23 protein-coding genes are annotated in these 21,692 nt (G+C 62.6%); 4 read left to right on the forward strand and 19 right to left on the reverse strand.

The annotated features are described in order from the left end of the window. Window position 1: 1 nt before the first annotated feature. Genes D3880_RS19025 through D3880_RS19040 form a run of 4 tightly spaced genes read right to left on the reverse strand, consistent with a single transcriptional unit; the run spans window position 2 to window position 2,647 of the window. Entirely contained in the window at window positions 2–499 is a 498-nt protein-coding gene (locus tag D3880_RS19025) for a hypothetical protein (protein WP_119894982.1), read from the reverse strand. Then, a complete protein-coding gene (locus D3880_RS19030; protein WP_119894983.1) occupies window positions 496–1,692 on the reverse strand; it encodes a PilW family protein in 1,197 nt (398 codons plus the stop codon). Before D3880_RS19030 ends, D3880_RS19025 begins: the two co-directional genes overlap by 4 nt. Beyond that, entirely contained in the window at window positions 1,689–2,246 is a 558-nt protein-coding gene (gene pilV, locus D3880_RS19035; protein ID WP_119895787.1) for a type IV pilus modification protein PilV, read from the reverse strand. The genes D3880_RS19030 and pilV overlap by 4 nt, the downstream gene beginning before the upstream one ends. A gap of 8 nt (window positions 2,247–2,254) precedes the next feature. Continuing rightward, window positions 2,255–2,647, reverse strand: coding sequence for a type IV pilin protein (locus D3880_RS19040; RefSeq protein WP_119894984.1), 393 nt, complete (start codon window positions 2,645–2,647; stop codon window positions 2,255–2,257). Window positions 2,648–2,978: 331 nt separating this feature from the next. On the opposite strand from D3880_RS19040, the gene D3880_RS19045 reads away from it, so the two are divergent. Further along, on the forward strand, window positions 2,979–3,494 hold the full coding sequence (locus D3880_RS19045) for a GspH/FimT family pseudopilin (RefSeq protein ID WP_119895788.1): 516 nt from the start codon (window positions 2,979–2,981) through the stop codon (window positions 3,492–3,494). Window positions 3,495–3,990: 496 nt separating this feature from the next. Here the strand turns inward: D3880_RS19045 and ispH are convergent, their stop codons facing one another. The 6 genes from ispH to murJ all read right to left on the reverse strand — a co-directional run bounded on the left by ispH (window position 3,991) and on the right by murJ (window position 11,407). Next, window positions 3,991–4,935 (reverse strand): 4-hydroxy-3-methylbut-2-enyl diphosphate reductase, encoded by a 945-nt coding sequence (ispH, locus tag D3880_RS19050; RefSeq protein WP_119894985.1) that lies wholly within the window; start codon window positions 4,933–4,935, stop codon window positions 3,991–3,993. A gap of 100 nt (window positions 4,936–5,035) precedes the next feature. Next, window positions 5,036–5,473 (reverse strand): FKBP-type peptidyl-prolyl cis-trans isomerase, encoded by a 438-nt coding sequence (locus D3880_RS19055; RefSeq protein ID WP_119894986.1) that lies wholly within the window; start codon window positions 5,471–5,473, stop codon window positions 5,036–5,038. Next, the gene (lspA, locus tag D3880_RS19060) at window positions 5,466–5,975 is read right to left on the reverse strand and encodes a signal peptidase II (RefSeq protein ID WP_119894987.1); all 510 of its coding nucleotides are present in this window, start codon (window positions 5,973–5,975) and stop codon (window positions 5,466–5,468) included. Before lspA ends, D3880_RS19055 begins: the two co-directional genes overlap by 8 nt. Further along, window positions 5,968–8,799 carry an isoleucine--tRNA ligase gene (gene ileS, locus D3880_RS19065; protein WP_119894988.1) on the reverse strand — a complete coding sequence of 944 codons (2,832 nt, stop codon included), beginning with the start codon at window positions 8,797–8,799 and terminating at the stop codon, window positions 5,968–5,970. Before ileS ends, lspA begins: the two co-directional genes overlap by 8 nt. A gap of 10 nt (window positions 8,800–8,809) precedes the next feature. After that, window positions 8,810–9,748, reverse strand: a complete 939-nt coding sequence (gene ribF / locus D3880_RS19070; RefSeq protein ID WP_119894989.1) for a bifunctional riboflavin kinase/FAD synthetase — start codon at window positions 9,746–9,748, stop codon at window positions 8,810–8,812. Window positions 9,749–9,868: 120 nt separating this feature from the next. Next, window positions 9,869–11,407 (reverse strand): murein biosynthesis integral membrane protein MurJ, encoded by a 1,539-nt coding sequence (gene murJ / locus D3880_RS19075; RefSeq protein WP_119894990.1) that lies wholly within the window; start codon window positions 11,405–11,407, stop codon window positions 9,869–9,871. Window positions 11,408–11,613: 206 nt separating this feature from the next. Here murJ and rpsT point away from each other — a divergent pair, with 206 nt between their 5' ends. Then, a complete protein-coding gene (gene rpsT, locus D3880_RS19080) occupies window positions 11,614–11,892 on the forward strand; it encodes a 30S ribosomal protein S20 (protein WP_119894991.1) in 279 nt (92 codons plus the stop codon). A 67-nt stretch (window positions 11,893–11,959) separates the two neighbouring features. On the opposite strand, the gene D3880_RS19085 is transcribed toward rpsT, so the two are convergent. The 5 genes from D3880_RS19085 to rplU form a co-directional block, all read right to left on the reverse strand. Continuing rightward, complete coding sequence (locus D3880_RS19085; RefSeq protein ID WP_119894992.1) at window positions 11,960–12,424, reverse strand: CreA family protein; 465 nt, start codon at window positions 12,422–12,424, stop codon at window positions 11,960–11,962. 24 nt (window positions 12,425–12,448) lie between these two features. After that, window positions 12,449–13,567 carry a glutamate 5-kinase gene (proB, locus tag D3880_RS19090; protein WP_119894993.1) on the reverse strand — a complete coding sequence of 373 codons (1,119 nt, stop codon included), beginning with the start codon at window positions 13,565–13,567 and terminating at the stop codon, window positions 12,449–12,451. A gap of 65 nt (window positions 13,568–13,632) precedes the next feature. Further along, window positions 13,633–14,856, reverse strand: coding sequence for an Obg family GTPase CgtA (gene cgtA, locus D3880_RS19095; RefSeq protein WP_119894994.1), 1,224 nt, complete (start codon window positions 14,854–14,856; stop codon window positions 13,633–13,635). Between the two features lie 148 nt (window positions 14,857–15,004). Next, window positions 15,005–15,262 (reverse strand): 50S ribosomal protein L27, encoded by a 258-nt coding sequence (gene rpmA / locus D3880_RS19100; protein ID WP_119894995.1) that lies wholly within the window; start codon window positions 15,260–15,262, stop codon window positions 15,005–15,007. Window positions 15,263–15,300: 38 nt separating this feature from the next. Beyond that, the gene (gene rplU, locus D3880_RS19105; RefSeq protein ID WP_119894996.1) at window positions 15,301–15,612 is read right to left on the reverse strand and encodes a 50S ribosomal protein L21; all 312 of its coding nucleotides are present in this window, start codon (window positions 15,610–15,612) and stop codon (window positions 15,301–15,303) included. 243 nt (window positions 15,613–15,855) lie between these two features. Between rplU and D3880_RS19110 the strand changes: the two genes are divergently transcribed. Both D3880_RS19110 and D3880_RS19115 read left to right on the forward strand, forming a co-directional pair. Next, complete coding sequence (locus D3880_RS19110) at window positions 15,856–16,824, forward strand: polyprenyl synthetase family protein (protein WP_119894997.1); 969 nt, start codon at window positions 15,856–15,858, stop codon at window positions 16,822–16,824. A gap of 125 nt (window positions 16,825–16,949) precedes the next feature. Next, window positions 16,950–17,192 carry a PA4570 family protein gene (locus tag D3880_RS19115; RefSeq protein ID WP_119894998.1) on the forward strand — a complete coding sequence of 81 codons (243 nt, stop codon included), beginning with the start codon at window positions 16,950–16,952 and terminating at the stop codon, window positions 17,190–17,192. Window positions 17,193–17,259: 67 nt separating this feature from the next. On the opposite strand, the gene D3880_RS19120 is transcribed toward D3880_RS19115, so the two are convergent. The 4 genes from D3880_RS19120 to D3880_RS19135 all read right to left on the reverse strand — a co-directional run bounded on the left by D3880_RS19120 (window position 17,260) and on the right by D3880_RS19135 (window position 21,671). Next, complete coding sequence (locus D3880_RS19120) at window positions 17,260–17,877, reverse strand: BamJ family beta-barrel-assembly machinery protein (RefSeq protein WP_119894999.1); 618 nt, start codon at window positions 17,875–17,877, stop codon at window positions 17,260–17,262. A gap of 119 nt (window positions 17,878–17,996) precedes the next feature. Continuing rightward, the gene (locus D3880_RS19125; protein ID WP_119895000.1) at window positions 17,997–18,491 is read right to left on the reverse strand and encodes a TIGR00645 family protein; all 495 of its coding nucleotides are present in this window, start codon (window positions 18,489–18,491) and stop codon (window positions 17,997–17,999) included. Window positions 18,492–18,675: 184 nt separating this feature from the next. Then, a complete protein-coding gene (locus D3880_RS19130) occupies window positions 18,676–19,017 on the reverse strand; it encodes a PA4575 family protein (protein ID WP_119895001.1) in 342 nt (113 codons plus the stop codon). 206 nt (window positions 19,018–19,223) lie between these two features. Next, the gene (locus D3880_RS19135; protein WP_119895002.1) at window positions 19,224–21,671 is read right to left on the reverse strand and encodes a Lon protease family protein; all 2,448 of its coding nucleotides are present in this window, start codon (window positions 21,669–21,671) and stop codon (window positions 19,224–19,226) included. Window positions 21,672–21,692 lie beyond the last annotated feature (21 nt).

Genomic DNA, 21,692 nt, shown 5'->3' on the forward strand with positions numbered 1-21,692 from the left:
GCTAGGGACACACACTGTTCTTTTGTGTTTGCGTGAGCAATACGCGTACACCTGAACGCACGCTGGCCATTGCACCGCTGGCGGGATCGTTTACTTGGGCGTTGAGCGCCCACACGGTGCTCCACTGCGAGTCTGGCGTCACCACACCAGCCCGGATCCCACTTTCCTTGCCTACCACAACAGCCGGAATTTCCGACTCACTGATACACTCAGGAGTGGCGATTGCGACCACATAATCCGCAACACCGTCATTATTAATGTCTACGTTAATTGACTCCGCACTTGGCGCGTTGGTGAAAGGCGAACTCAACACCTGTTCGGTAGCGATATTGGCTGCGGCTATTGCCTCGTCACGCATCTGCATATTGCCCACTGACTTGAGGTTAGTGCCGCTTAGCGTAAACGCACCGCCAATCGTCAGGGTTAAAAGCAAGAGCATGATCAGACCAACAATGAGCGTTGCTCCGCACTGAGCCTTCGGAAATAAGAAATTCCTCATGGCGTCTCCCTTCTTCCAGAGATATTGACCAAGCGCACCGTAGTGGAAAAAACGTGTCGCTTGAAATTGTCACCGAAGGGGCCAAGCGTAGTCGTGCCTAGATTATAGGTTTTGCTATCGGTATAACCCGGAGTGGCTACAAGGCTGCGCACCAAGAAATAAACTTTGACCACTGTGACATTGGCCAGATCGCCCTCATCACAGGGGCTAGCGGTGGTGCAGCGGGTAAAGTCGCCATCTGGGCTTCCATCCCCCCGATTGGTTGGTATTTTTCTAGCGCCCGGATCATTCCAGTTGATCGCGGCAGCGTAATTTACCGCCGCGCCGGTCTCGCTAAGATTATCGACCCCCAGCTCGACGCGAAAACCTTCGATGCCCTCAATCAAAGCCTCGGCAGGCTGATGTTCCAGCACTCCACTCTTCAGATCAAACTGGGAGCGCATGAGGGTGGGAGTGCCGTCGCCTGGGGTGGAGGAGAAATCGCGAATGTAATAAATACTGGAGGCAAACTTTCGCTTGGGCGCAGAAAGCGTCGACAACGGATCAGCACAACTTGCCAAACCCGAGGGGTTAGTTGTTCTCGGATGAAGAATAAAACCACTGGTATCGAGGACATAGGTACTCAAATCGTCCTCACAGAGCGAAGCTTGGAAATACAGCTTGCCGAGAGTGTCCGCCTCACATCCCGCGACTCCAGGCACACAGGTACCGACGTGACGTACTATCAGAACGTCAGTCTCGGATTTTGGGCTGGATACCAGCCCCTCACACTCAGTAGGAATTCCATCCTGCTCATAAGCCTGAACCGGAATCCCCAAGAGATTGGTTCTGTGGGCCGGATTCCAAGAGCCGTAAGCCAAACATGGATTGGGAACTGCAGTCGGGGCATCGTCTGGGATCCCGTTCTCCGCAAGGTCATCGAACTTAGGGATATAGCCATTCCAGAAGCCTGCATGGGCAAGATCGCTCTGTAGCAACTGAATAGCGAAGCGACCATTCTCGATCTGGATATTGGTCTTGGCCATTTCGTCGTTGGTGCGGGTGACATCCAGAAAGAGCGTGAGTATCGCGCCCATGATCAGCAAGCTGATGACCATGGCCACCATCAATTCTATGAGGCTAAACCCGGATTGCGGGCTCTGCCTAAAGGGGCTAGTCACCTTGTTCTGTACCTTGAGTAATGAGGTTTTCATAGTGTGGCCACCCGCACGATGGTAGTGACGACACGACGACAAACATCATTGGCACAGGTCGACCCGGCGGAACCATAACTGTTCGCACCACAGGCAGCGCCAGCAGGCGGCGCAGATATCGGGGTCAAGCCCTGCCACGCCACAGTAACTAGATACTGATTACTTACAAGGGACTCCACACAGCCACGACCTCCGACCATGGCGCCCACACTGCTTCCACCGGAAGTTTCAGCAGCCCCCTGCAGGGCAGCGCACCACTCACTGGCATCTCTTTGCGCGCGACTACCCGTGTTATCGGGGCAGGTCATGCCGGCACCAAGTGGACTGGTCGCGCCTGTAACGTAGACGGCGGCATTGCTACGGTTGCTGGCAATGCGATTGGCCATGTCATTCAGCAGAATCAACGCCTGAGACCGCTGGTACGCCTCCATTTCAGACTGCTGCAACCGAGACTGCAGCCCCGCCATGCCCAGCAGACCGATGGAAAGAATAATCACGGTGACCAGCACCTCGATCAGGGTGACGCCGCGCTGGCTGGCGGTAATAGGAGACATGGACATAATCACCACTTCGCAGTAGGGGTCTTGACCCCTTGACTGTTGAGCGTCAGAGGGCCATCGCTGAGCTGCGTCCCCGCCGCCGTGAACGTGATAGTGAAGGTAGGTGGCGCAGCAGCGTTGTTCGCGGCAACGGTCACCGTGTATTTTCCCGTCAGGTCGCTAGGCAGCGCATAATTGAGTTGCCCCTCAGTAGTGGCATAGGTGCGGTTTACTAGTAAGAACTGCTGCTGACGGTTGGCAATATCCATCATCTGTGCCTGCGCCGCGGCGCGGTTGCTCTTGATGATGTATTCCTGATAGTTCGGGTAGGCAATCGCCGCCAGAATACCGATGATCCCGATCACGATCATCAACTCGATCAGGCTAAACCCCCGCTGCTCAGTTCGCTTCACCATGTTCCCTCTCGCGCTCGGTTTTATTCACACGCCCTACCCATGCCCCGGTAAGGTACGAATCATTGCACTGGAATACCGCTAACCAGTGCGGAGTTTCGACAGTTGGCGCTTTTCACTCACGGACGGCCATATCCATCGACGCCGGCGAATCTAGCAGCTTTTCTTGCCCTCTTCTTGCGCTCTTGCCTTGCAAAAAGCGGTTTCCCGGCTAGAGCTTATAGGCCAGCCGAAGAAATACCCCAGGCGGCGCGACCACCGGAGCCGGGACGGAGACGACCGGCACACGCCCTACCAGGATGGCAGGGTAACCCGACCAAGAGGCACGGACGCCATGTACCGTCACGCTTACGGTTTCACCCTTGTCGAACTGCTCACCTCGCTCGGCATCCTCACGCTGCTGGTGACTGTCGGCGTGCCGGGCGCTCAGCAGTTCATGGGCAACCAGCAACTGGTCAGCGCCAGCAATACGCTGGCGACGAACCTGACCCTGGCCCGCAGCGAATCGATCAAACGGCGGCAGCCGGTGCTGGTCGACAACGCCGATGGCGATTGGGCCAGTGGCTGGCGGGTATTCGTCGACTTGAACAACAACGGTCAACTGGATGAAGGCGAACCTTTGCTCAGGCAGGAACAGCCCCTACCCAAGGGTGTGATCGCCAAGGGCAATTCGCCGGTCAGGCGCTATATCCGCTACACCCCGCTCGGCAATGCCAAGCTGCTGGGTGGTGCCTTTCAGGCGGGTACGCTGACGCTTTGTCACACGTCGGGCAAACAGGCCGTGAGGCGGCTGGTACTGAGCCCCAGCGGCAGACTGAGACGGGCCAGGGATGAACCGGATTATTGTTGAAGGAGCATGCGAGCGCAGGCGGCGCGCATCAGCGTCGAAGGCATCAATGGTTCCCACGCTGCGTGACAACCCCTGCCAGGACGCTCTGCCTGGACGCGGAGCGTCTCAGGCTGCATGCAGATCAACCTCTGAGCGGTGATCCGCGAGGCCGCCGATGGGTATCGCTGCGCTCAACCTCATCCTACAAAGCCGCTGCGGCCACCACTCCGTAGGATGGTGCGGGCCGCGTAGGCTGAGCATAGCGATACCCATCACGACGATCTGCGACAAACCAATAAACCCGGAGGCTGCGGAACTGGCTGATGGGTATCGCTGCGCTCAACCATCCTACAAAGCGGCGACCGCGCTGATTGAGCAGTGATCCGTAGGATGGTGCGGGCCGCGTAGGCTGAGCGCAGCGATACCCATCACAGCGACCTGGATGCTGGCGGGTTGTCGCTGCGCTCCGAACGGATCCGCCGCCCGGGCCGACCGACTCCTGGGGCGTTCTGCATGCTCAGAGCTGCTGGACGCGCAATTCCTTGGGCATGGAGAAGGTGACGTTCTCCGGGCGGCCGGCCAGTTCGCTCTCGCCTGTCGCGCCCCAGGCTTGCAATTGGCTGACGACGCCGCGCACCAGCACCTCGGGCGCCGAGGCACCGGCGGTGATGCCGATGCCGCTAACGCCGTCGAACCACTCGCGCTTGAGATCTTCGGCGCCGTCGATCAGGTAGGCCGGGGTGCCCATGCGCTCGGCCAGTTCACGCAGGCGGTTGGAGTTGGAGCTGTTGGGGCTGCCGACCACCAGCAGCACGTCGCACTCGGCGGCGAGTTGCTTGACCGCGTCCTGGCGGTTCTGGGTGGCGTAGCAGATGTCGTCCTTGCGCGGCCCACCGATGCTGGGGAACTTGGCGCGCAGGGCGTCGATCACCCGGCTGGTGTCGTCCATCGACAGGGTGGTCTGGGTGACGAAGGCCAGCGCCTCCGGGTTGCTCACCTCGAGACGGGCGACATCTTCTTCATCCTCGACCAGGTAGATCGCCCCACCATTGCGGGCGTCGTACTGGCCCATGGTGCCTTCGACTTCCGGATGACCCTGGTGGCCGATGAGGATGCACTCGCGGCCATCACGGCTGTAGCGCGCGACTTCCATGTGCACCTTGGTCACCAGCGGGCAGGTCGCGTCGAACACCTTGAGCCCGCGGCGCTCGGCCTCCTGACGCACGGCCTGAGAAACGCCGTGGGCACTGAAGATGACGATGACGTTGTCCGGCACCTGATCCAGCTCTTCGACGAAGATCGCCCCGCGGGCACGCAGGTCCTCGACCACGAACTTGTTGTGCACCACTTCATGACGCACGTAGATCGGCGGGCCGAAGACCTCGAGGGCGCGGTTGACGATCTCGATGGCGCGGTCGACGCCGGCGCAGAAGCCGCGGGGGTTGGCGAGTTTGATTTGCATGCTGTGGATCTCGGCGCGCGAGGTGCGGATGGAAAGAGTTTACGCTGAATCACGGAAGCGGAGCCCTAGCCCCCTCCCGGAGGGAGAGGGGATATCAGGATCAGGCCGCTTTGACCTCGATGATCTCCACCTCGAAACTCAGCGTCTTGCCGGCCAGCGGGTGGTTGAAGTCGATGGTGACCCGGGCGTCGTCGAACGCCTTGACCACCCCCGGCAGCTCGGCATTCGCCGCATCGTTGAAGATCACCAGCAAGCCTTCCGCCAGCTCCATATCCTGGAACTGCGCGCGCGGCATGACTTGGACGTTCTGCGGGTTGGGCTGGCCGAACGCATTCTCCGGTTCGACCCGCAGGGTGCGCTTGTCGCCGGCCTTGAGGCCAAACAGGGCAACCTCAAAACCCGGCAACAAGTTGCCGTCGCCGACCTTGAAGGTGGCGGGCTGCTTGTCAAAGGTACTGTCCACCACGTCGCCCGATTCCAGGCAGAGGGCGAAATGCAGGGTGACTTCCTTGTCCGGGCCGATGCGCAACTCAGTCATGGGCGGGTTCTCCGGACTTCTTGGTTTTGAACATGTCCAGCGCCAGCATCACGGCGCCGACGGTGATGGCGCTGTCGGCCAGGTTGAAGGCCGGGAAGCGGTATTGGTTGTGCCAGTGCACCAGGATGAAATCGATCACATGGCCATAGGCGATGCGGTCGAACAGGTTGCCCAAGGCGCCGCCGAGCACCAACGCCAGGGCGATGGCCAGCCAGGTTTCGTCCGCCTTCAGACGCTTGAGCCAGACCACCAGCACACCGCTGACCACTATGGCGATCAGGGCGAACAGCCAGCGCTGCCAGCCCGAGCTGTCGGCCAGGAAGCTGAAGGCCGCGCCGGTGTTATAGGCCAGGGTCCAGCTGAAGTAGTCGGGAATCACCACGATCTGCTGGTACAGGCTCAGCGCCCCTTCAAAGTACAGTTTGCTGGCCTGATCCAGGGCGAACACCAGGACGCTCAGCCACAGCCAGGCCAGTCGGCCGAAGCGACTCGTCTCAAGCATAGTGACGCACCTCGCCGGCACCGCCGATGTTGTCGACGCAACGACCGCAGATCTCCGGATGCTCCGGGTTCACCCCCACATCCGCACGGTGATGCCAGCAACGCCCACACTTGGTGTGGCCGGACTTGACCACCTTGAGCTTGAGCCCGCTCACCTCGGTCTCCACCGCCTCGGCCGGCGCCGCGCTCAGAGGCGCGAGGGTGGCCGTAGAGGTGATCAGCACGAAGCGCAGTTCGTCACCCAGCTTGCTCAGCTGGCCGGCCAGTTGCTCCTCGGCGAACAGGGTGACTTCCGCCTGCAGATTGCCGCCGATGAGTTTGGCGGCGCGCTGGTTTTCCAGCTCCTTGTTGACCGCAGTCTTGACCGCCATCACTTGCTCCCAGAACGGACGGTCCAGCTGGATGCCTTGCGGCAGCTCGCTGAGCCCCTCGTACCAGGTGTTCAGCAGCACCGATTCGTTGCGCTCGCCCGGCAGGTACTGCCACAGCTCGTCGGCGGTGAACGCCAGGATCGGCGCCACCCAGCGCACCAGCGCCTCGGCGATGTGGAACAGCGCGGTCTGGCAGGAACGCCGCGCGACGCTGTCGGCCGCGGTGGTGTATTGGCGATCCTTGATGATGTCGAGGTAGAAGCCGCCGAGTTCCTGCACGCAGAAATTGTGCACCTTGGAGTAGACGTTCCAGAAACGGTACTCGCGATAAGCCTCTTCAACTTCGCGCTGCAACAACAGGGTGCGGTCGACCGCCCAGCGATCCAGCGCCAGCATGTCCTCGGCGGCCAGCAGATCCTTGGCCGGATCGAAACCGTTGAGGTTGGCGAGCAGGAAGCGCGCGGTGTTGCGGATGCGCCGATAGGCGTCGGCACTGCGCTGCAGGATGGTCTGGGAAACGGCCATCTCGCCGGAGTAGTCGGTGGCGGAGACCCACAGGCGCAGGATGTCGGCGCCCAGGCTGTCGGTCACCTGCTGCGGGGCGATGACGTTGCCCAGCGACTTGGACATCTTGCGGCCGTTCTCGTCGACGGTGAAGCCGTGGGTCAGCAACTCGCGGTACGGCGCGTGATCGTCGATCGCGCAGCCGGTCAGCAGCGAGGAGTGGAACCAGCCGCGGTGCTGGTCGGAGCCTTCCAGATACAGGTCGGCGCGCGGGCCGCTGGCGTGCCCCAGATTGTGCGAACCGCGCAGCACGTGCCAGTGGGTGGTGCCGGAGTCGAACCAGACATCCAGGGTGTCGCTGATCTTGTCGTATTGCGCCGCTTCCTCACCCAGCATTTCGGCGGTGTCGAGCTTGAACCAGGCCTCGATGCCCTCACGCTCGACCCGTTGGGCCACTTCCTCCATCAGCTCAAGGGTGCGCGGGTGCAGTTCGCCGCTTTCCTTGTGCAGGAAGAACGGGATCGGCACGCCCCAGTTGCGCTGCCGCGAGATGCACCAGTCCGGGCGGCCGGCGATCATGCCGTGCAGCCGTGCCTGGCCCCAAGCCGGGACGAACTGGGTCTGCTCGATTGCGGCCAGGGCGCGCTCGCGCAGCGTGCCGCCGGCAGCCGGCTGCTTGTCCATGCCGACGAACCACTGCGCGGTGGCGCGGTAGATCAGCGGCGTCTTGTGCCGCCAGCAGTGCATGTAGCTGTGGCTGATGCTGGCGTGCTTGAGCAGCGCGCCAACTTCATCGAGCTTGGCGACGATGGCCGGATTGGCCTTCCAGATGAACTGACCGCCGAAGAACGGCAGCGACTCGACGTACACGCCATTGCTCTGCACCGGGCTGAGGATGTCGTCGTTGCTCATGCCGTACTGCTTGCAGGTACGGAAGTCGTCCTCGCCGTAGGCCGGCGCCGAGTGGACGATGCCGGTGCCGGCGCCCAGCTCGACGTAGTCGGCCAGGTACACCGGCGACAGGCGCTCGTAAAGCGGGTGGCGGAAATTGATGTGCTCCAGCGCCGCGCCAGCCGCAGTGGCGACCACGTCGCCTTGCAGGCCGTAGCGTTGCAGGCAGCTTTCCACCAGTTCCTCGGCGAGCAGCAGCAGCTTGTCGCCGACATCCACCAGCGCGTAGGTGAACTCAGGATGGACGTTGAGCGCCTGGTTGGCCGGGATGGTCCAGGGCGTGGTGGTCCAGATCACGATCTGCGCCGGCTTGGCCAGGCTCGCCAAGCCGAAGGCGGCGGCCAGCTTGGCATCGTCGGCGACGGTGAAGCCGACGTCGACGGCATCTGATTTCTTGTCGGCGTACTCGACCTCGGCCTCGGCCAGCGCCGAACCGCAATCGAAGCACCAGTTCACCGGCTTCAGGCCCTTGAACACGAAGCCCTGCTTGACCATCTCGGCCAGGGCGCGGATTTCCCCGGCCTCGTTGGCAAACGCCATGGTTTGGTACGGGCTGTCCCACTCGCCGAGCACGCCGAGGCGGATGAAGTCGGCCTTCTGCCCTTCGATCTGCTCGCTGGCGTAGGCGCGGCACAGTTCGCGGGTCTTGTCCGCCGGCAGGTTCTTGCCATGGGTGACCTCGACCTTGTGCTCGATCGGCAGACCGTGGCAGTCCCAACCCGGCACATAGGGCGCATCGTAGCCGGCCAGGGTTTTCGAGCGGACGATGATGTCCTTGAGGATCTTGTTGACCGCATGACCGATGTGAATGCTGCCGTTGGCATACGGCGGGCCATCGTGCAGCACGAACTTCGGCCGCCCGGCGCCAATCTCCCGGAGCTTCTGGTACAGGCCAATGCTGTCCCAGCGCTGCAGAGTTTGCGGTTCGCGCTGCGGCAGGCCGGCCTTCATCGGGAAGGCGGTATCCGGGAGGTTTAGCGTGGCTTTGTAATCGGTCATCTCAGGCTCTTCACTTAAGCGGTTGGCCCTGCCAGAAGGCACGGGCGGCGGCGACATCCGCATCGATCGCCGACTTCAGCGCCTCCAGGGAGGCGAAACGCTGCTCATCACGCAGCTTGTGGTGGAAGGCCACCGTCAAACGCCGGCCATAGATATCGCCGGCAAAATCCAGGAGGTGCACCTCCAGATGGGCGCGGCCATCGCCGGCCACGGTCGGGCGCACGCCGATATTGGCGACCCCCGGCCAGCGTCGACCATCGATCTCGGCACTGACCACGAACACCCCGCTCAGCGGCACGCGGCGGCGCTTGAGCTGCACATTGGCGGTCGGCGTGCCCAGCTGACGGGCCAGTTTCTGGCCATGCAGGATGCGTCCGCCGATCTGAAACGGCCGCCCCAACAACAGTTCGGCCAAGGCAAAATCCGCTGCGGCCAGGGCTTCGCGCACCCGCGTACTGCTGACCCGCTCGCCCGCCACTTCGATGGTCGCCGCCGCTTCGACGGTGAAGCCCTCGGCGGGCCCGACCCGGCGCAGGAATTCGAAGTCGCCGGCGCGATCGCAACCGAAACGGAAATCGTCGCCCACTTCCAGATGGCGCACACCCAGCCCTTCGACCAGCACGGCGTGGACGAACTCGGCGGCGCTCAGCTCGCGCAGGCGACGGTTGAAGCTCAGGCACAACACGCGATCGATGCCCTCGCCCGCCAGCAGCTCGAGCTTGTCGCGCAAGCGCGTGACCCGCGCCGGCGCGCTGCCCGGGGCAAAGAACTCGCGCGGCTGCGGCTCGAAAATCACCACGCAACTCGGCACCCCGAGCTCAGCCGCACGCTCGCGCAGGCGCGCCAGAATGGCCTGATGGCCACGGTGCACCCCGTCGAAATTGCCGATAGTGGCGACACAGCCCCGATGCTGGGGCCGCAGGTTGTGAAGGCCTCGAACCAGCTGCATAACGCGCTTCTTGCTCACAAAGTGGCCGATTATACCCGCACCCGACGCTCGACAACAGGCGCCAGCGTCCGCCGCGCCGGGCAACACCATGCCGTTATCGGACTGTGGCCGCCCGTCCGCTCAGGAGATCGCCTTGCGCGAAAAGTCCCGCAGGCGAAAGCCGAGCAACGCCAGTACGCCGAAATAGGCCACGACACCGGCGGCGACCAGCACAGCCAGGCGCAGCAAGCGCTCCGCCATGCCGCCCAATGCCCAAGCCGGCATCACCTGCATGAGGCCATATAGCACGGCGCACATCACCAGCACCGCAGCAACCAGCTTGAGCAAGAAGCGCAGCCAACCGGGCTGCGGCTCGAACAGCTTCTGCTTGCGCAACTGCCAATACAGCAGGCCGGCATTCAGGCAGGCGCCCAGACTGATCGCCAGCGCCAGCCCCGCGTGCTTGAGCGGAACAACAAAGGCCAGGTTCATCAACTGAGTAAGGATGAGGACGAAAATCGCGATCCGCACCGGGGTGCGAATGTTCTGCTGGGCATAGAAACCCGGCGCCAGGACCTTGACCAGAATGATCCCGAGCAAGCCCACCGCGTAGGCGATCAGCGCCCGCTGGGTCATCAGCGCATCCACGGCGGTGAATTTACCGTACTGAAACAACGCCACGGTCAGCGGCTCGGCCAGCAACGCCAAGGCCAGCATGCAGGGCAGCACCAGCAAGAAGCACAAGCGCAGCCCCCAATCCAGCAGGCGCGAATACTCGTGACGATCGGCATTGGCATAGGTCTTCGCCAATGACGGCAGCAGAATCGTCCCCAGCGCCACACCCAACACCCCGGAAGGCAGCTCCATCAGGCGGTCGGCGTAATACATCCACGACACCGAGCCGGCGGCGAGGAAGGAAGCGAAGATTGTGTTGATGATCAGCGAAATTTGGCTGACGGAAACCCCCAGGATCGCCGGCCCCATCTGCTTCAGCACGCGCCAGACCCCCGTATCGCGCAGATTCAGGCGCGGCAGCACCAGCATGCCGATCTTGCGCAGATGCGGCAGCTGATACAGCAGCTGCAACAAACCCCCGACCAGCACCGCCCAACCCAGCGCCATCACTGGCGGCTCGAAATACGGCGTGAGGAACAAGGCAAAGGCGATCATGCTGACGTTCAACAGGGTCGGCACGAAAGCCGGCACCGTGAAGCGGTTCCAGGTGTTGAGAATCGCCCCCGCCAGCGAAGCCAGGGAGATCAGCAGGATGTAGGGAAAGGTCACACGCAGTAGCGAGGTGGTCAGCGCGAACTTTTCCGGCGACTCGGCAAAACCTGGCGCCGTCACCCAGATCACCCAGGGCGCAGCGAGGATGCCCAGTAGCGTCACCAGCGCCAGCACCAGGGTCAGCAGCCCGGAGACATAGGCGATGAAGGTCCGCGTCGCCTCCTCGCCCTGCTGACTCTTGTATTCCGCCAGAATCGGCACGAACGCCTGAGAAAAAGCCCCCTCGGCGAAAATCCGGCGCAGCAGATTGGGCAACTTGAAGGCGACAAAGAAGGCGTCAGTCGCCAAGCCAGCACCGAAGATGCGCGCGACGATGGTGTCGCGCACGAAACCCAGCACACGGGAAAGCATCGTCATGGAGCTGACTGCCGCCAGCGACTTGAGCAAATTCATAGGGCTAGATTCGGGTATCGAAAGGATGGGCGCAGCACCGCAGGCTTGCAGCACGGCCGCCGAGTGTAGAGCGCGAACACAAATAAAGCACGCCATCGACCGCTCATCAGACCAGCCCAACTCCCTTGACAAGAACCGAACACCTCGGCATCATTCGCGGCCTTAATTTGTTCGGCAATCCCATAAGTTTTTCGAGGAGCTCGACGGTGGCCAATACACCTTCTGCCAAAAAACGCGCCAAACAGGCTGAGAAGCGTCGTAGCCACAACGCCAGCCTGCGCTCCATGGTCCGCACCTACATCAAGAACGTAGTCAAGGCGCTCGACGCCAAAGACTTCGATCTGGCCAAGAGTGCTTACACCCTGGCTGTGCCTGTAATCGACCGCATGGCCGACAAAGGCATCATCCACAAGAACAAAGCCGCTCGTCACAAGAGCCGTCTGAATGCCCATATCAAGGCACTCGGCGAAGCTGCTGCCGCCTAAGCGACGAGCTTGCATAAAAAACCGGCCTTTGGCCGGTTTTTTATTGCCTGCGATAAGTTAGAAGAACTCAAGGCCTAGCCGGCCAGGGCAGAATCGGGATCGCAGTCACCGCATTCTGCGGACTGCCCTCGATGACCCGGTCGCTGTAAACCAGATAGACCAGCGTATTGCGCTTGCGATCGAAGAAACGCACCACTTGCATGGTCTTGAACACCAGCGAGGTGCGCTCCTTAAATACCTCTTCGCCATCCTTCAGTTCGGCGGCAAAGCGGATCGGCCCAACCTGGCGACAGGCAATCGACGCCTCAGCCCGATCCTCGGCCAGCCCCAGGCCACCCTTGACCCCACCCGTTTTGGCTCGCGACAGATAGCAGGTGACGCCGTCAACCTTGGGATCATCGAAAGCCTCGACAACGATCCTGTCGTTCGGCCCCACCCATTTGAACACCGTGGAAACCTGACCGATCTCTTCAGCTCCCACCCACAGGGGCAGCGCCAGCAATAACCCGCCCAATCCCTTAGCCGCGCGCATCATTTCTCCCTGGCAATCAGCCAGTCAGACCAGAATCAAATTATCGCGATGCACCAATTCCGGCTCATCGACGTAACCCAGCAGCTTCTCGATGACATCCGAGGACTGACCGAGGATTTTCTGCGCCTCGGCCGCACTGTAGTTGGCCAAGCCGCGCGCCACCTCGCGCCCATCCGGCGCGACGCACAACACCATCTCGCCGCGACGAAAACTACCCTGCACCGCCTTGACCCCGACCGGCAGCAAGCTCTTGCCACCACCCACCAGTGCACTCACGGCACCCGCATCCAGCGTCAGCACCCCGCGCGTCTGCAGATGCCCAGCCAACCACTGCTTACGCGCCGCCAGCAGACCCCGCTCGGGCGCTAACAGAGTCCCCAGGCGCTCACCAGACTTGAGACGCGCCAACACCCGCTCAATACCCCCACCGACAATGATGGTGTGCGCCCCCGACCGGGCCGCCAGACGCGCCGCACGCAACTTGGTCTGCATACCACCGCGACCCAACGCGCCGCCGGTACCGCCGGCCACCGCATCGAGCGCCGGATCATCGGCACGCGCCTCGGAAATCAGCTGGGCCCCGGGATTGTGGCGCGGGTCGGCATCGAACATGCCGTCGCGATCGGTGAGGATGACCAAGAGATCGGCCTCCACCAAGTTGGCCACCAGCGCCGCCAGGGTGTCGTTATCACCGAAGCGGATCTCATCGGTGACCACCGTATCGTTCTCGTTGATGACCGGAATGACCCCCAGATCCACCAACGTGCGCAAGGTACTGCGCGCATTCAAATAGCGCTTGCGGTCGGACAGATCGTCATGGGTCAGAAGAACCTGCGCAGTGTGCCGGCCATGCTGGGCGAAACTGGACTCCCAGGCCTGCACCAAGCCCATCTGCCCCACCGCCGCCGCCGCCTGCAACTCATGGATGGCACTGGGCCGCGCCGGCCAGCCCAAGCGACTCATGCCTGCCGCCACGGCCCCGGAAGACACCAGCACCAATTCAACGCCCGCCTCGCGCAGGGCGACCATCTGCTCGACCCACACCGCCATCGCCGCGCGATCCAGCCCACGCCCATCGGCCGTCAGCAGTGCGCTACCGATCTTCACCACCCAGCGCTGCGCGCCAGTCACCTTGTCCCGCATCTCCAGCCAACCTTAACGGCGCTCGTCAGCACCGCCTTGCGATCTTTGAGAAACAGCGCCCCGGCTCAACGCACGTAGAAGATTTCAGCGCCTTCGCCGTCGTCATCATCGTCATCGTCGAAGTCGTCATCGCTGAGGTCATCAACACTCTTCACACCCGCACGCCGCAGCGCACGCTGATCGTCCAGCGCCTGCAGACGCGCACGCGCTTCGTCTTCGATGCGCTGGTTCAGCTCAAGCTGCTCCTCCGCATACTGCAGATCCTCAGCCAGGCGCTCGGCGCGTTCATCCAGGTAACGCATGATGTCCTGACACAGACGCTCGGTACCCTCGCGCTCCAGAGCAGAAACCACGTAGACCGGCCCCTGCCAGTCGAGACGCTCGACCACCGCCTGCATGCGCTGATTGCGCTCATCCTCGTCCAGCACCTGGTCGACCTTGTTCAGTACCAGCCAGCGATCACGCTCCACCAGCGCCGGGCTGAACTTGGCCAGCTCATTGACGATGGTTTCCGCCGCCTCGGCCGGATCACTCAGATCCAGCGGCGCCATGTCCACCAGGTGCAGCAACAAACGCGTACGCGCCAGGTGCTTGAGGAAACGAATGCCCAGGCCGGCGCCTTCCGCCGCCCCCTCGATCAAGCCAGGAATATCGGCAATCACGAAGCTCTTATGGCGCTCGGTACTGACCACCCCGAGGTTCGGCACCAGCGTGGTGAAGGGGTAATCCGCAACCTTCGGCTTGGCCGCCGACACCGCACGAATCAAGGTGCTCTTGCCGGCATTGGGCAGACCGAGCAGACCGACGTCCGCCAGCACCTTCAGCTCCAACTTGAGATCGCGCGACTCACCCGGTTTACCCAGCGTGGTTTGGCGCGGCGCACGGTTGGTGCTGGACTTGAAGCGGGTATTACCCAGACCATGCCAGCCCCCCTGCGCCACCAGCAGGCGCTGGCCTGCCTTGGTCAGGTCACCGATGATTTCCTGGGTCCCGGCGTCGATGACCGTGGTCCCCACCGGCACCCGCAGCACCAGCTCCTCACCCTTGCGCCCGGTGCAGTCGGTACTGCCGCCATTGGAACCACGCTGCGCATCGAAGCGACGGGTATAGCGGTAGTCCACCAGGGTGTTGAGGTTTTCGTCGGCCTCCATGTACACGGAACCGCCGTCGCCGCCGTCGCCGCCGTTCGGCCCACCTTTTTCGATGAACTTCTCCCGACGGAAACTCATGCAGCCATTGCCACCGTCACCGGCTTTTACAAAAATCGATACTTCATCGACGAATTTCATCGCTTTGCCTCCCGCCGCATCAGCGGGCTAGATGACTCAAGAAACATAAGGCCTTTGCAAAATTAAGCGAAGTCATTTTGCAAAAGCCTCACCACTCAGAAACAAAAAAGCCCCGTCGCGAGACAGGGCTTTTCCAGCAACATCGCGATTAGGCCGCGACGACGCTCACGTAACGGCGACCGAAGGCGCCCTTCACTTCAAACTTGATCACGCCTTCGATTTTCGCGAATAGGGTGTGATCTTTACCCATGCCAACACCGTAACCGGCGTGGAACTGGGTGCCGCGCTGACGCACGATGATGTTGCCTGCCTTGATAACCTGGCCGCCGTACATCTTCACGCCAAGGCGTTTAGATTCTGAGTCGCGACCGTTGCGGGTAGAACCGCCAGCTTTCTTGTGTGCCATGAGTCAATACTCCAAATAAGGAACGAGGCCGAATCGAATCAGGCCTGGATACCGGTAATTTTGATCTCAGTGAACCACTGACGGTGGCCCTGACGCTTCATGTGGTGCTTGCGACGGCGGAACTTGATGATGGTCACTTTGTCGTGACGGCCTTGGGAGACCACTTCAGCCACGACTTTAGCGCCTTCAACGACCGGGGCACCGATGTTCACGCTGTCGCCATTGGCAACCAGCAGAACGCGGTCAAAAGTCACGCTTTCGCCGGTAGCGACTTCGAGCTTTTCGACCTTGAGGAATTCGCCTTCGGTGACTTTGTACTGTTTGCCACCGGTAACAATTACTGCGTACATGTGTATATCTCCGTTAATCCTGCTCACCCAGCACTTTATAAGTAGAGGTAGCGGCTGGCATGGCTGCTCGGGGCCGGAAGGACGCCCGTGCATTTGCGTAAGGCAGGTGCTGCCCAGGGAAGTTCAGGGGCCGCGATTGTACGCAAGCCGCGCCTGCTCCGCAAGCACCGCCGGCGCTTGCCTTGACAGCCCCTACCCCGGCACCTAGCATGCCGCGCAATCTTCGAGGAGCACTTGTCACTGATGCAACCACAGGCTTTCTATCGGGTGGTGGCGGACGATTTTACCGCTGTCGATGGCATCATCAGAAAGCAGCTGGTTTCCCGCGTGCCTCTGGTGGAAAAGATCGGTGACTACATCATCTCCGCTGGCGGCAAGCGCCTGCGCCCGCTCTTGGTGCTGCTCTGCGGCAAGGCCCTGGACCAGCAAGGCGACGATCTGCGCCTGCTCGCCGCCACCATCGAGTTCCTCCACACCGCGACCCTGCTGCATGACGACGTGGTCGACATGTCCGGCATGCGCCGTGGCCGCTCGACCGCCAACGCCCTGTGGGGCAACGCGCCGAGCGTGCTGGTCGGTGACTTCCTGTACTCCCGCTCCTTCGAGATGATGGTCGAGCTGGGTTCGCTGCCGGTGATGCAGATTCTCTCCCGGGCCACCCGCGTGATCGCCGAAGGCGAAGTACTGCAGCTGTCCAAGATCCGCGATGCCAGCACCACGGAAGAGATCTACATGGAGGTCATCCGCGCCAAGACCGCCATGCTCTTCGAGGCTTCGACCCACAGCGCTGCCGTTCTCGCCGGCGCACCGAGCGCGCAGATCGAGTCGCTGCGCCAGTTTGGCGATCACCTGGGCATCGCCTTCCAGCTGGTCGACGACCTGCTCGACTATCGCGGCGATGCCGAGACCCTGGGCAAGAACGTCGGTGACGACCTGGCCGAAGGCAAACCGACCCTGCCGCTGATCTATACCATGCGCGAAGGCACCGCAGAGCAGGCGGCCCTGGTGCGCAAGGCCATCCAGCAGGGCGGCATCGAGGATCTGGAAAGCATCCGCGCCGCCGTCGAAGCCTCGGGCGCCCTCGATTACACCGCGCGCCTGGCTCGCGACTTCGCTGCGCGCGCGATCACCTGCCTGGATGGGCTGCCCGCCAGCGAATACCGCGACGCCCTGATCGAACTGAGCCAGTTCGCCGTCGCCCGCACCCACTGAGCCGCACAGTTACGAACAAGCCCGCCCTTCCGGCGGGCTTTTCATTTTACCCGAACAGCAATTGAGCCTTGCTATTATTTGAATAGGAATTATTCTCACCTGAACCACTAACCAGGAGATGAGCCGTGACCTATTTGATCGATGCCTGGCTGGACCGCCCGCAACCCTACCTGCGCATTCTCCATCGCGAGACCGGCGCGGTCTGCGCCGTGCTGGAGGCGGACGCCCTCGATGAGCTACGCGACCAAGGCGAACTGGATCTCGCCGGTCTGACCTCCAACGAACCGCTGGTGCTCAAGGAACTGGTGCGCAGCCTGTTCCTCTTCTGCTACGCCAGGGCGCTGCGCCCGGCGCACGAAACCCACTGAGCCGCTCAAGAAAAAGGCCGAAAACCCGTGCAGGTTTTCGGCCTTGTCATCCAGCCGACGGGAAGCCTTAGAGGATTTCCAACAGCTCGACGTCGAAGATCAGCACGCTGTGCGGCGGAATGCTGCCGGCGGCCTGGCCACCATAGGCCAGCTCGCTGGGCACATACAGGCGCCATTTGCTGCCGGTGTTCATCAGCTGCAGGGCCTCGACCCAGCCGGCGATCACGCCGCCCACCGGAAACTCGGCCGGCTGGCCGCGCTCGTAGGAGCTGTCGAACACCGTGCCGTCGATCAAAGTGCCGTGGTAATGGGTGCGCACGCTGTCCTCGCGGGACGGCTTGGCGCCTTCGCCGGCGGTCAGCACTTCGTATTGCAGACCGGAAGGCAGCTGGGTGATGCCCGCACGCTGCGCGTTTTCCACCAGGAAGGCGCGACCGGCTGCGGCGGCGGCATCGGCCTTGGCCTGAGCTTCGGCCTGCATCACTTCACGGATCACGCGGAAGCTGGCGGTCAGCGCGTCCTGACTGACACGGCTGGCCTGGCCATTGAAGGCATCGCTCAGACCGGCCAGCACGGCATCCAGACTCACGCCCGGCGGCGGGTTGTCGCGCAGTTGATCACCGAGCTGACGGCCGATGCCGTAGCTGACGCGGGTTTCGTCAGTGGAGAGATTGAGTTCGGACATGACAGGCTTCCGCTGAGGGTAAAAAAGGGCGGCCAGCCTAGCACAGATGGCGCGCCGGCCTGAAACGCCAACGCCCGGAGCCGTTGCCGGTCCGGGCGTTGGCGATGCAGCCGCGACACTCAGGGGCCGTGCTTGGTCAGCTTGTCCAGATAGCCCATGGCGAAGGCCGAAACCACGAAGACCATGTGGATGACCACGTACCACAGCAGCTTGTCATTGGCGATGTGCTCCGCGTTCATGAACATGCGCAGCAGGTGGATCGAGGAAATCGCCACGATGGAGGCAGCCACCTTCATCTTCAGCGAGCCGGAGTCCATCTTGCCGAGCCAGTCGAGCTTTTCCTTGCCCTCTTCGATGTCCAGTTGCGAGACGAAGTTCTCGTAGCCGGAGATCATCACCATCACCAGCAGGCCACCGACCAGGGCCATGTCGATCATCGACAGCAGCACCAGGATCAGTTCCGCCTCGGTCTTCTCGAAAACGTGCGGCAGAAGGTGGTAGGCCTCCTGAAAGAATTTCATCGCCAACGCCAGCACCGCCAGCGACAAGCCGAAGTAGATTGGCGCCAGAAGCCAGCGCGACGCGTACATCGCATTTTCAATTAAGCGTTCCATGGAATCTCGCTGCTTGTTGCAAACCGCGGCGAGTATACCCAGCACCAAGCAGCAGACAAAGACCAACCCCGGCAGTCGCAACACCAGTTAACGATTGCCCAGTCGCGCTGTGGATAACCGTATGGAAAGACTTGCGCCAGAGCGTTGCGATCCATTCCGCCGGGTCAAGCGACAGACCCCGTGCTCAGGTCTCGGGGTTGAACTGGTAATCGCCCAGATGGCGGCCGCGCTCGGCGTTCTGCCGGCGCAATTCGCTCTGCATGTGCAGACACCAGATTGAGGGGTCGGGGGATTGCTCGTAACCCATGATGGCGAGGTTCTCGGCGATGGCCGTGAGCACCGACTCGGCCACCAGAGGCCCGTGGAATGGGCCCTGCGCCTTGATCGCGGTAGGCTGACTGTCGGCCATGCCGGCAGCACAGATCAGCGTCCAGAGCCCGGATTCGCCCGCCAGCGGCCGGATCACGCACTCGATGCGCGTGACCAGGCCGAGACACTGACGACTAAGACAGAGGCTGCGCGGCATGGCGGCGACCCTCGTGAAGTCCGGCCTCCAGACTACACCGCAGCTAGCCGCTTCGGAAGGCCCGTGGTTATCCCCACAAGCTGTGGATAATTCTGTGGACGACGCGTGGGCAAGCCAGCATGGACGCCGACCACCACGGCCCGCAGCGATCTGCTCAGTGACTGAGCAGTCACTGAAGCGGTCACCGTGGTTTCCGCGGCCGCCGATCACGGCTGCTTCGGCTGCTCCGCCGCGCGCGCGGCCTTGACCGGCAACTCCTTGGTCGACTCGTGGTCATCCTCTTCCAGGTCCATTTCGGCAATCTCGCGCAGGCGTTCGACGACCCGGGCGTTGACGCTGCCCTCCGGGAACAGCCCCTGCTCGTCCGCCGTGCCGACGGCCTGGCCGACCAGCAGGCTCAGCGCCTCGTCGACCTGGCGCACCGCGTAGACATTGAACAGGCCGCCACGCACCGCCTGCAGCACACGCTCGTCGAGCATCAGGGTGGCGACGTTGGCATGCGGGATGATCACCCCCTGCTCGCCGGTCAGGCCACGCGCCTCGCACAGGCGGAAGAAGCCCTCGATCTTCTCGTTGACGCCACCAACCGCCTGCACTTCGCCGAACTGGTTGATCGAGCCGGTGATCGCGTAGCACTGCTTGAGCGGCGTGCGCGACAACGCGGAGATCAGGGTGCAGACCTCGCCGAGCGAGGCGCTGTCGCCGTCGACGTAGCCATAGGACTGCTCGAGGGCGATGCTGGCGGAGATCGCCAGGGGGAACTCCTGGGCGTAGCGGCTACCGAGGTAGCCGGTGAGGATCATCACGCCCTTGGAGTGGATCGGCTGACCGAGGTTGACCTCGCGCTCGATGTCGACGATGCCCGAGGTGCCCGGGTAGACGGTGGCGGAAATCCGCGCCGGCACGCCGAAGGCCGAGTCGCCGACCTCCAGCACGGTCAGGCCGTTGCACTTGCCGACTGCGGCGCCGGCGGTATCGATGAGGATGATGCCGGCCAGCATGTCGTCGAGAATCCGCGCCGAGACGCGGCCGGTGCGGGTCGCCTTGGCCTTCAGCGCGCGCTCGATATGGCCGGCGTCGGTGACCTGGTCGCCGGCCAGCTGGCGAATGAAGTCGGCCTCGCTGACCAGCTGGAACAGGTCGCCGATGCGTGCCGACAGGCGCTGCTGGTGTTCGGCCAGGCGCGCGCTGTAGGTCGCCAGGCGCGCCACCGCGGCGGCATTCAGCGGCGCCATGCCCTCTTCCGAGGTGCGCGTCTTCAACAGCTGGGCGAACTGCTCGAGGCTGTCGTCGGACAGGGGAATTTCCTCGTCGAAATCCACCAGCACGCGGAACATCTCCTGGAAGTCCGAATCATGGTCCTGCAACGCGTAGTAGAGCTGACGCGAGCCGATGATGATGACCTTGACCTGCAGCGGGATGACTTGCGGGGTGAGGGTCACGGTGGCCAGGCGACCGAGCTCGCCGAGCGGCGATTCCATCTTCAGCTTGCTGCCGTGCAGGGCACGTTTCAGCGCTTCCCAGACGAACGGCTCGCCGAGCATCTTCTCCGCTTCCAGCACCAGGAAGCCGCCGTTGGCGCGGTGCAGCGCGCCCGGGCGCAGTTGCCGGTAGCTGGTGTAGAGCGCGCCCTGGTCGTTGCCATACTCGATGCGGCCGAACAGGTTGTCGTAGGTCGGGTGCGACTCGAACACCACCGGCGCGCCGCCGCTGGCATGGTGGCCGACCACCAGGCTGGGACTGTACTGTTCCTCGAGCAGCTTGCGGGTCTGCGCGTCGACCTTCTCGGCTTCGACCAGCTGCTCGACCACGGTCTTCAGCAGATTGACCTGCATGGCCTGCAAATAGCCGCAGACCCCGGCGTTTTCCGCGTATTTCTCCGACAACGGCGCCAGCAGCGGCTGCAACGCCAGGGTGATGGTTTCCTCGTTGAGCTGGCGCAGCTGGTTGCTCGACTCGCGCTTCCATTGCGGCAGGCTGGCCAGCTCCTCGTTGAGACGGTCCTCCAGGGCGGCGATGTCGGCGTGGAAGCGCTCGCGCTCGGCCTCCGGCAGCAGGGCGAACTCGGCCTCGTCCAGGGCCTTGCCGTCCTTCATCGGGGTGAAGGCGATGTTGTTGCTGTCACGGTAGAGCGCCACGCTCTTTTCCAGCGAGAGCTTTTCGATCACATCCAGCGCCTTGTCGTAGCGCTGGTTGAAGCCGCGGTCGATGGCGCTCTTCTTCTGCTGGTAGGCCGGATGCTCGAAGGCCGCTGGGAAGGTCGCCAGCAGGTTGTCGATCAGCACGCCGATATCGGCGATGAACTCGCTGGCGGTGCCCGGCGGCAGCTCCAGCGCACGCGGCTCACGCGGCTCGTCGAAGTGGTTGACGTAGACCCAGTCCGCCGGGGTGCGCAGGCGCTTGGCTTCGGCCTTGAGGTAGCGCTTGACGAAGGAGAAGCGGCCGGTGCCGGGCTCGCCCATGACGAAGACGTTATAACCGAGGCGCGGCATCGCCACGCCGAATTGCAGGGCCTCGACCGCGCGCTCCTGACCGAGCACGCCGCGGAAGGGCTCCAGCTCTTCGGTCAGATTGAAATTGAACTGATCGGGCGCGAACGGATGAGTCAACGCTTCAGGTGCCAGACGCAGACCAGCAGCTAGGGAATCGGGCATCGGGAGTCCTTACATCGGGCA

Origin of the sequence: Pseudomonas cavernae (assembly GCF_003595175.1) — a bacterium.
Lineage (GTDB): Bacteria > Pseudomonadota > Gammaproteobacteria > Pseudomonadales > Pseudomonadaceae > Aquipseudomonas > Aquipseudomonas cavernae.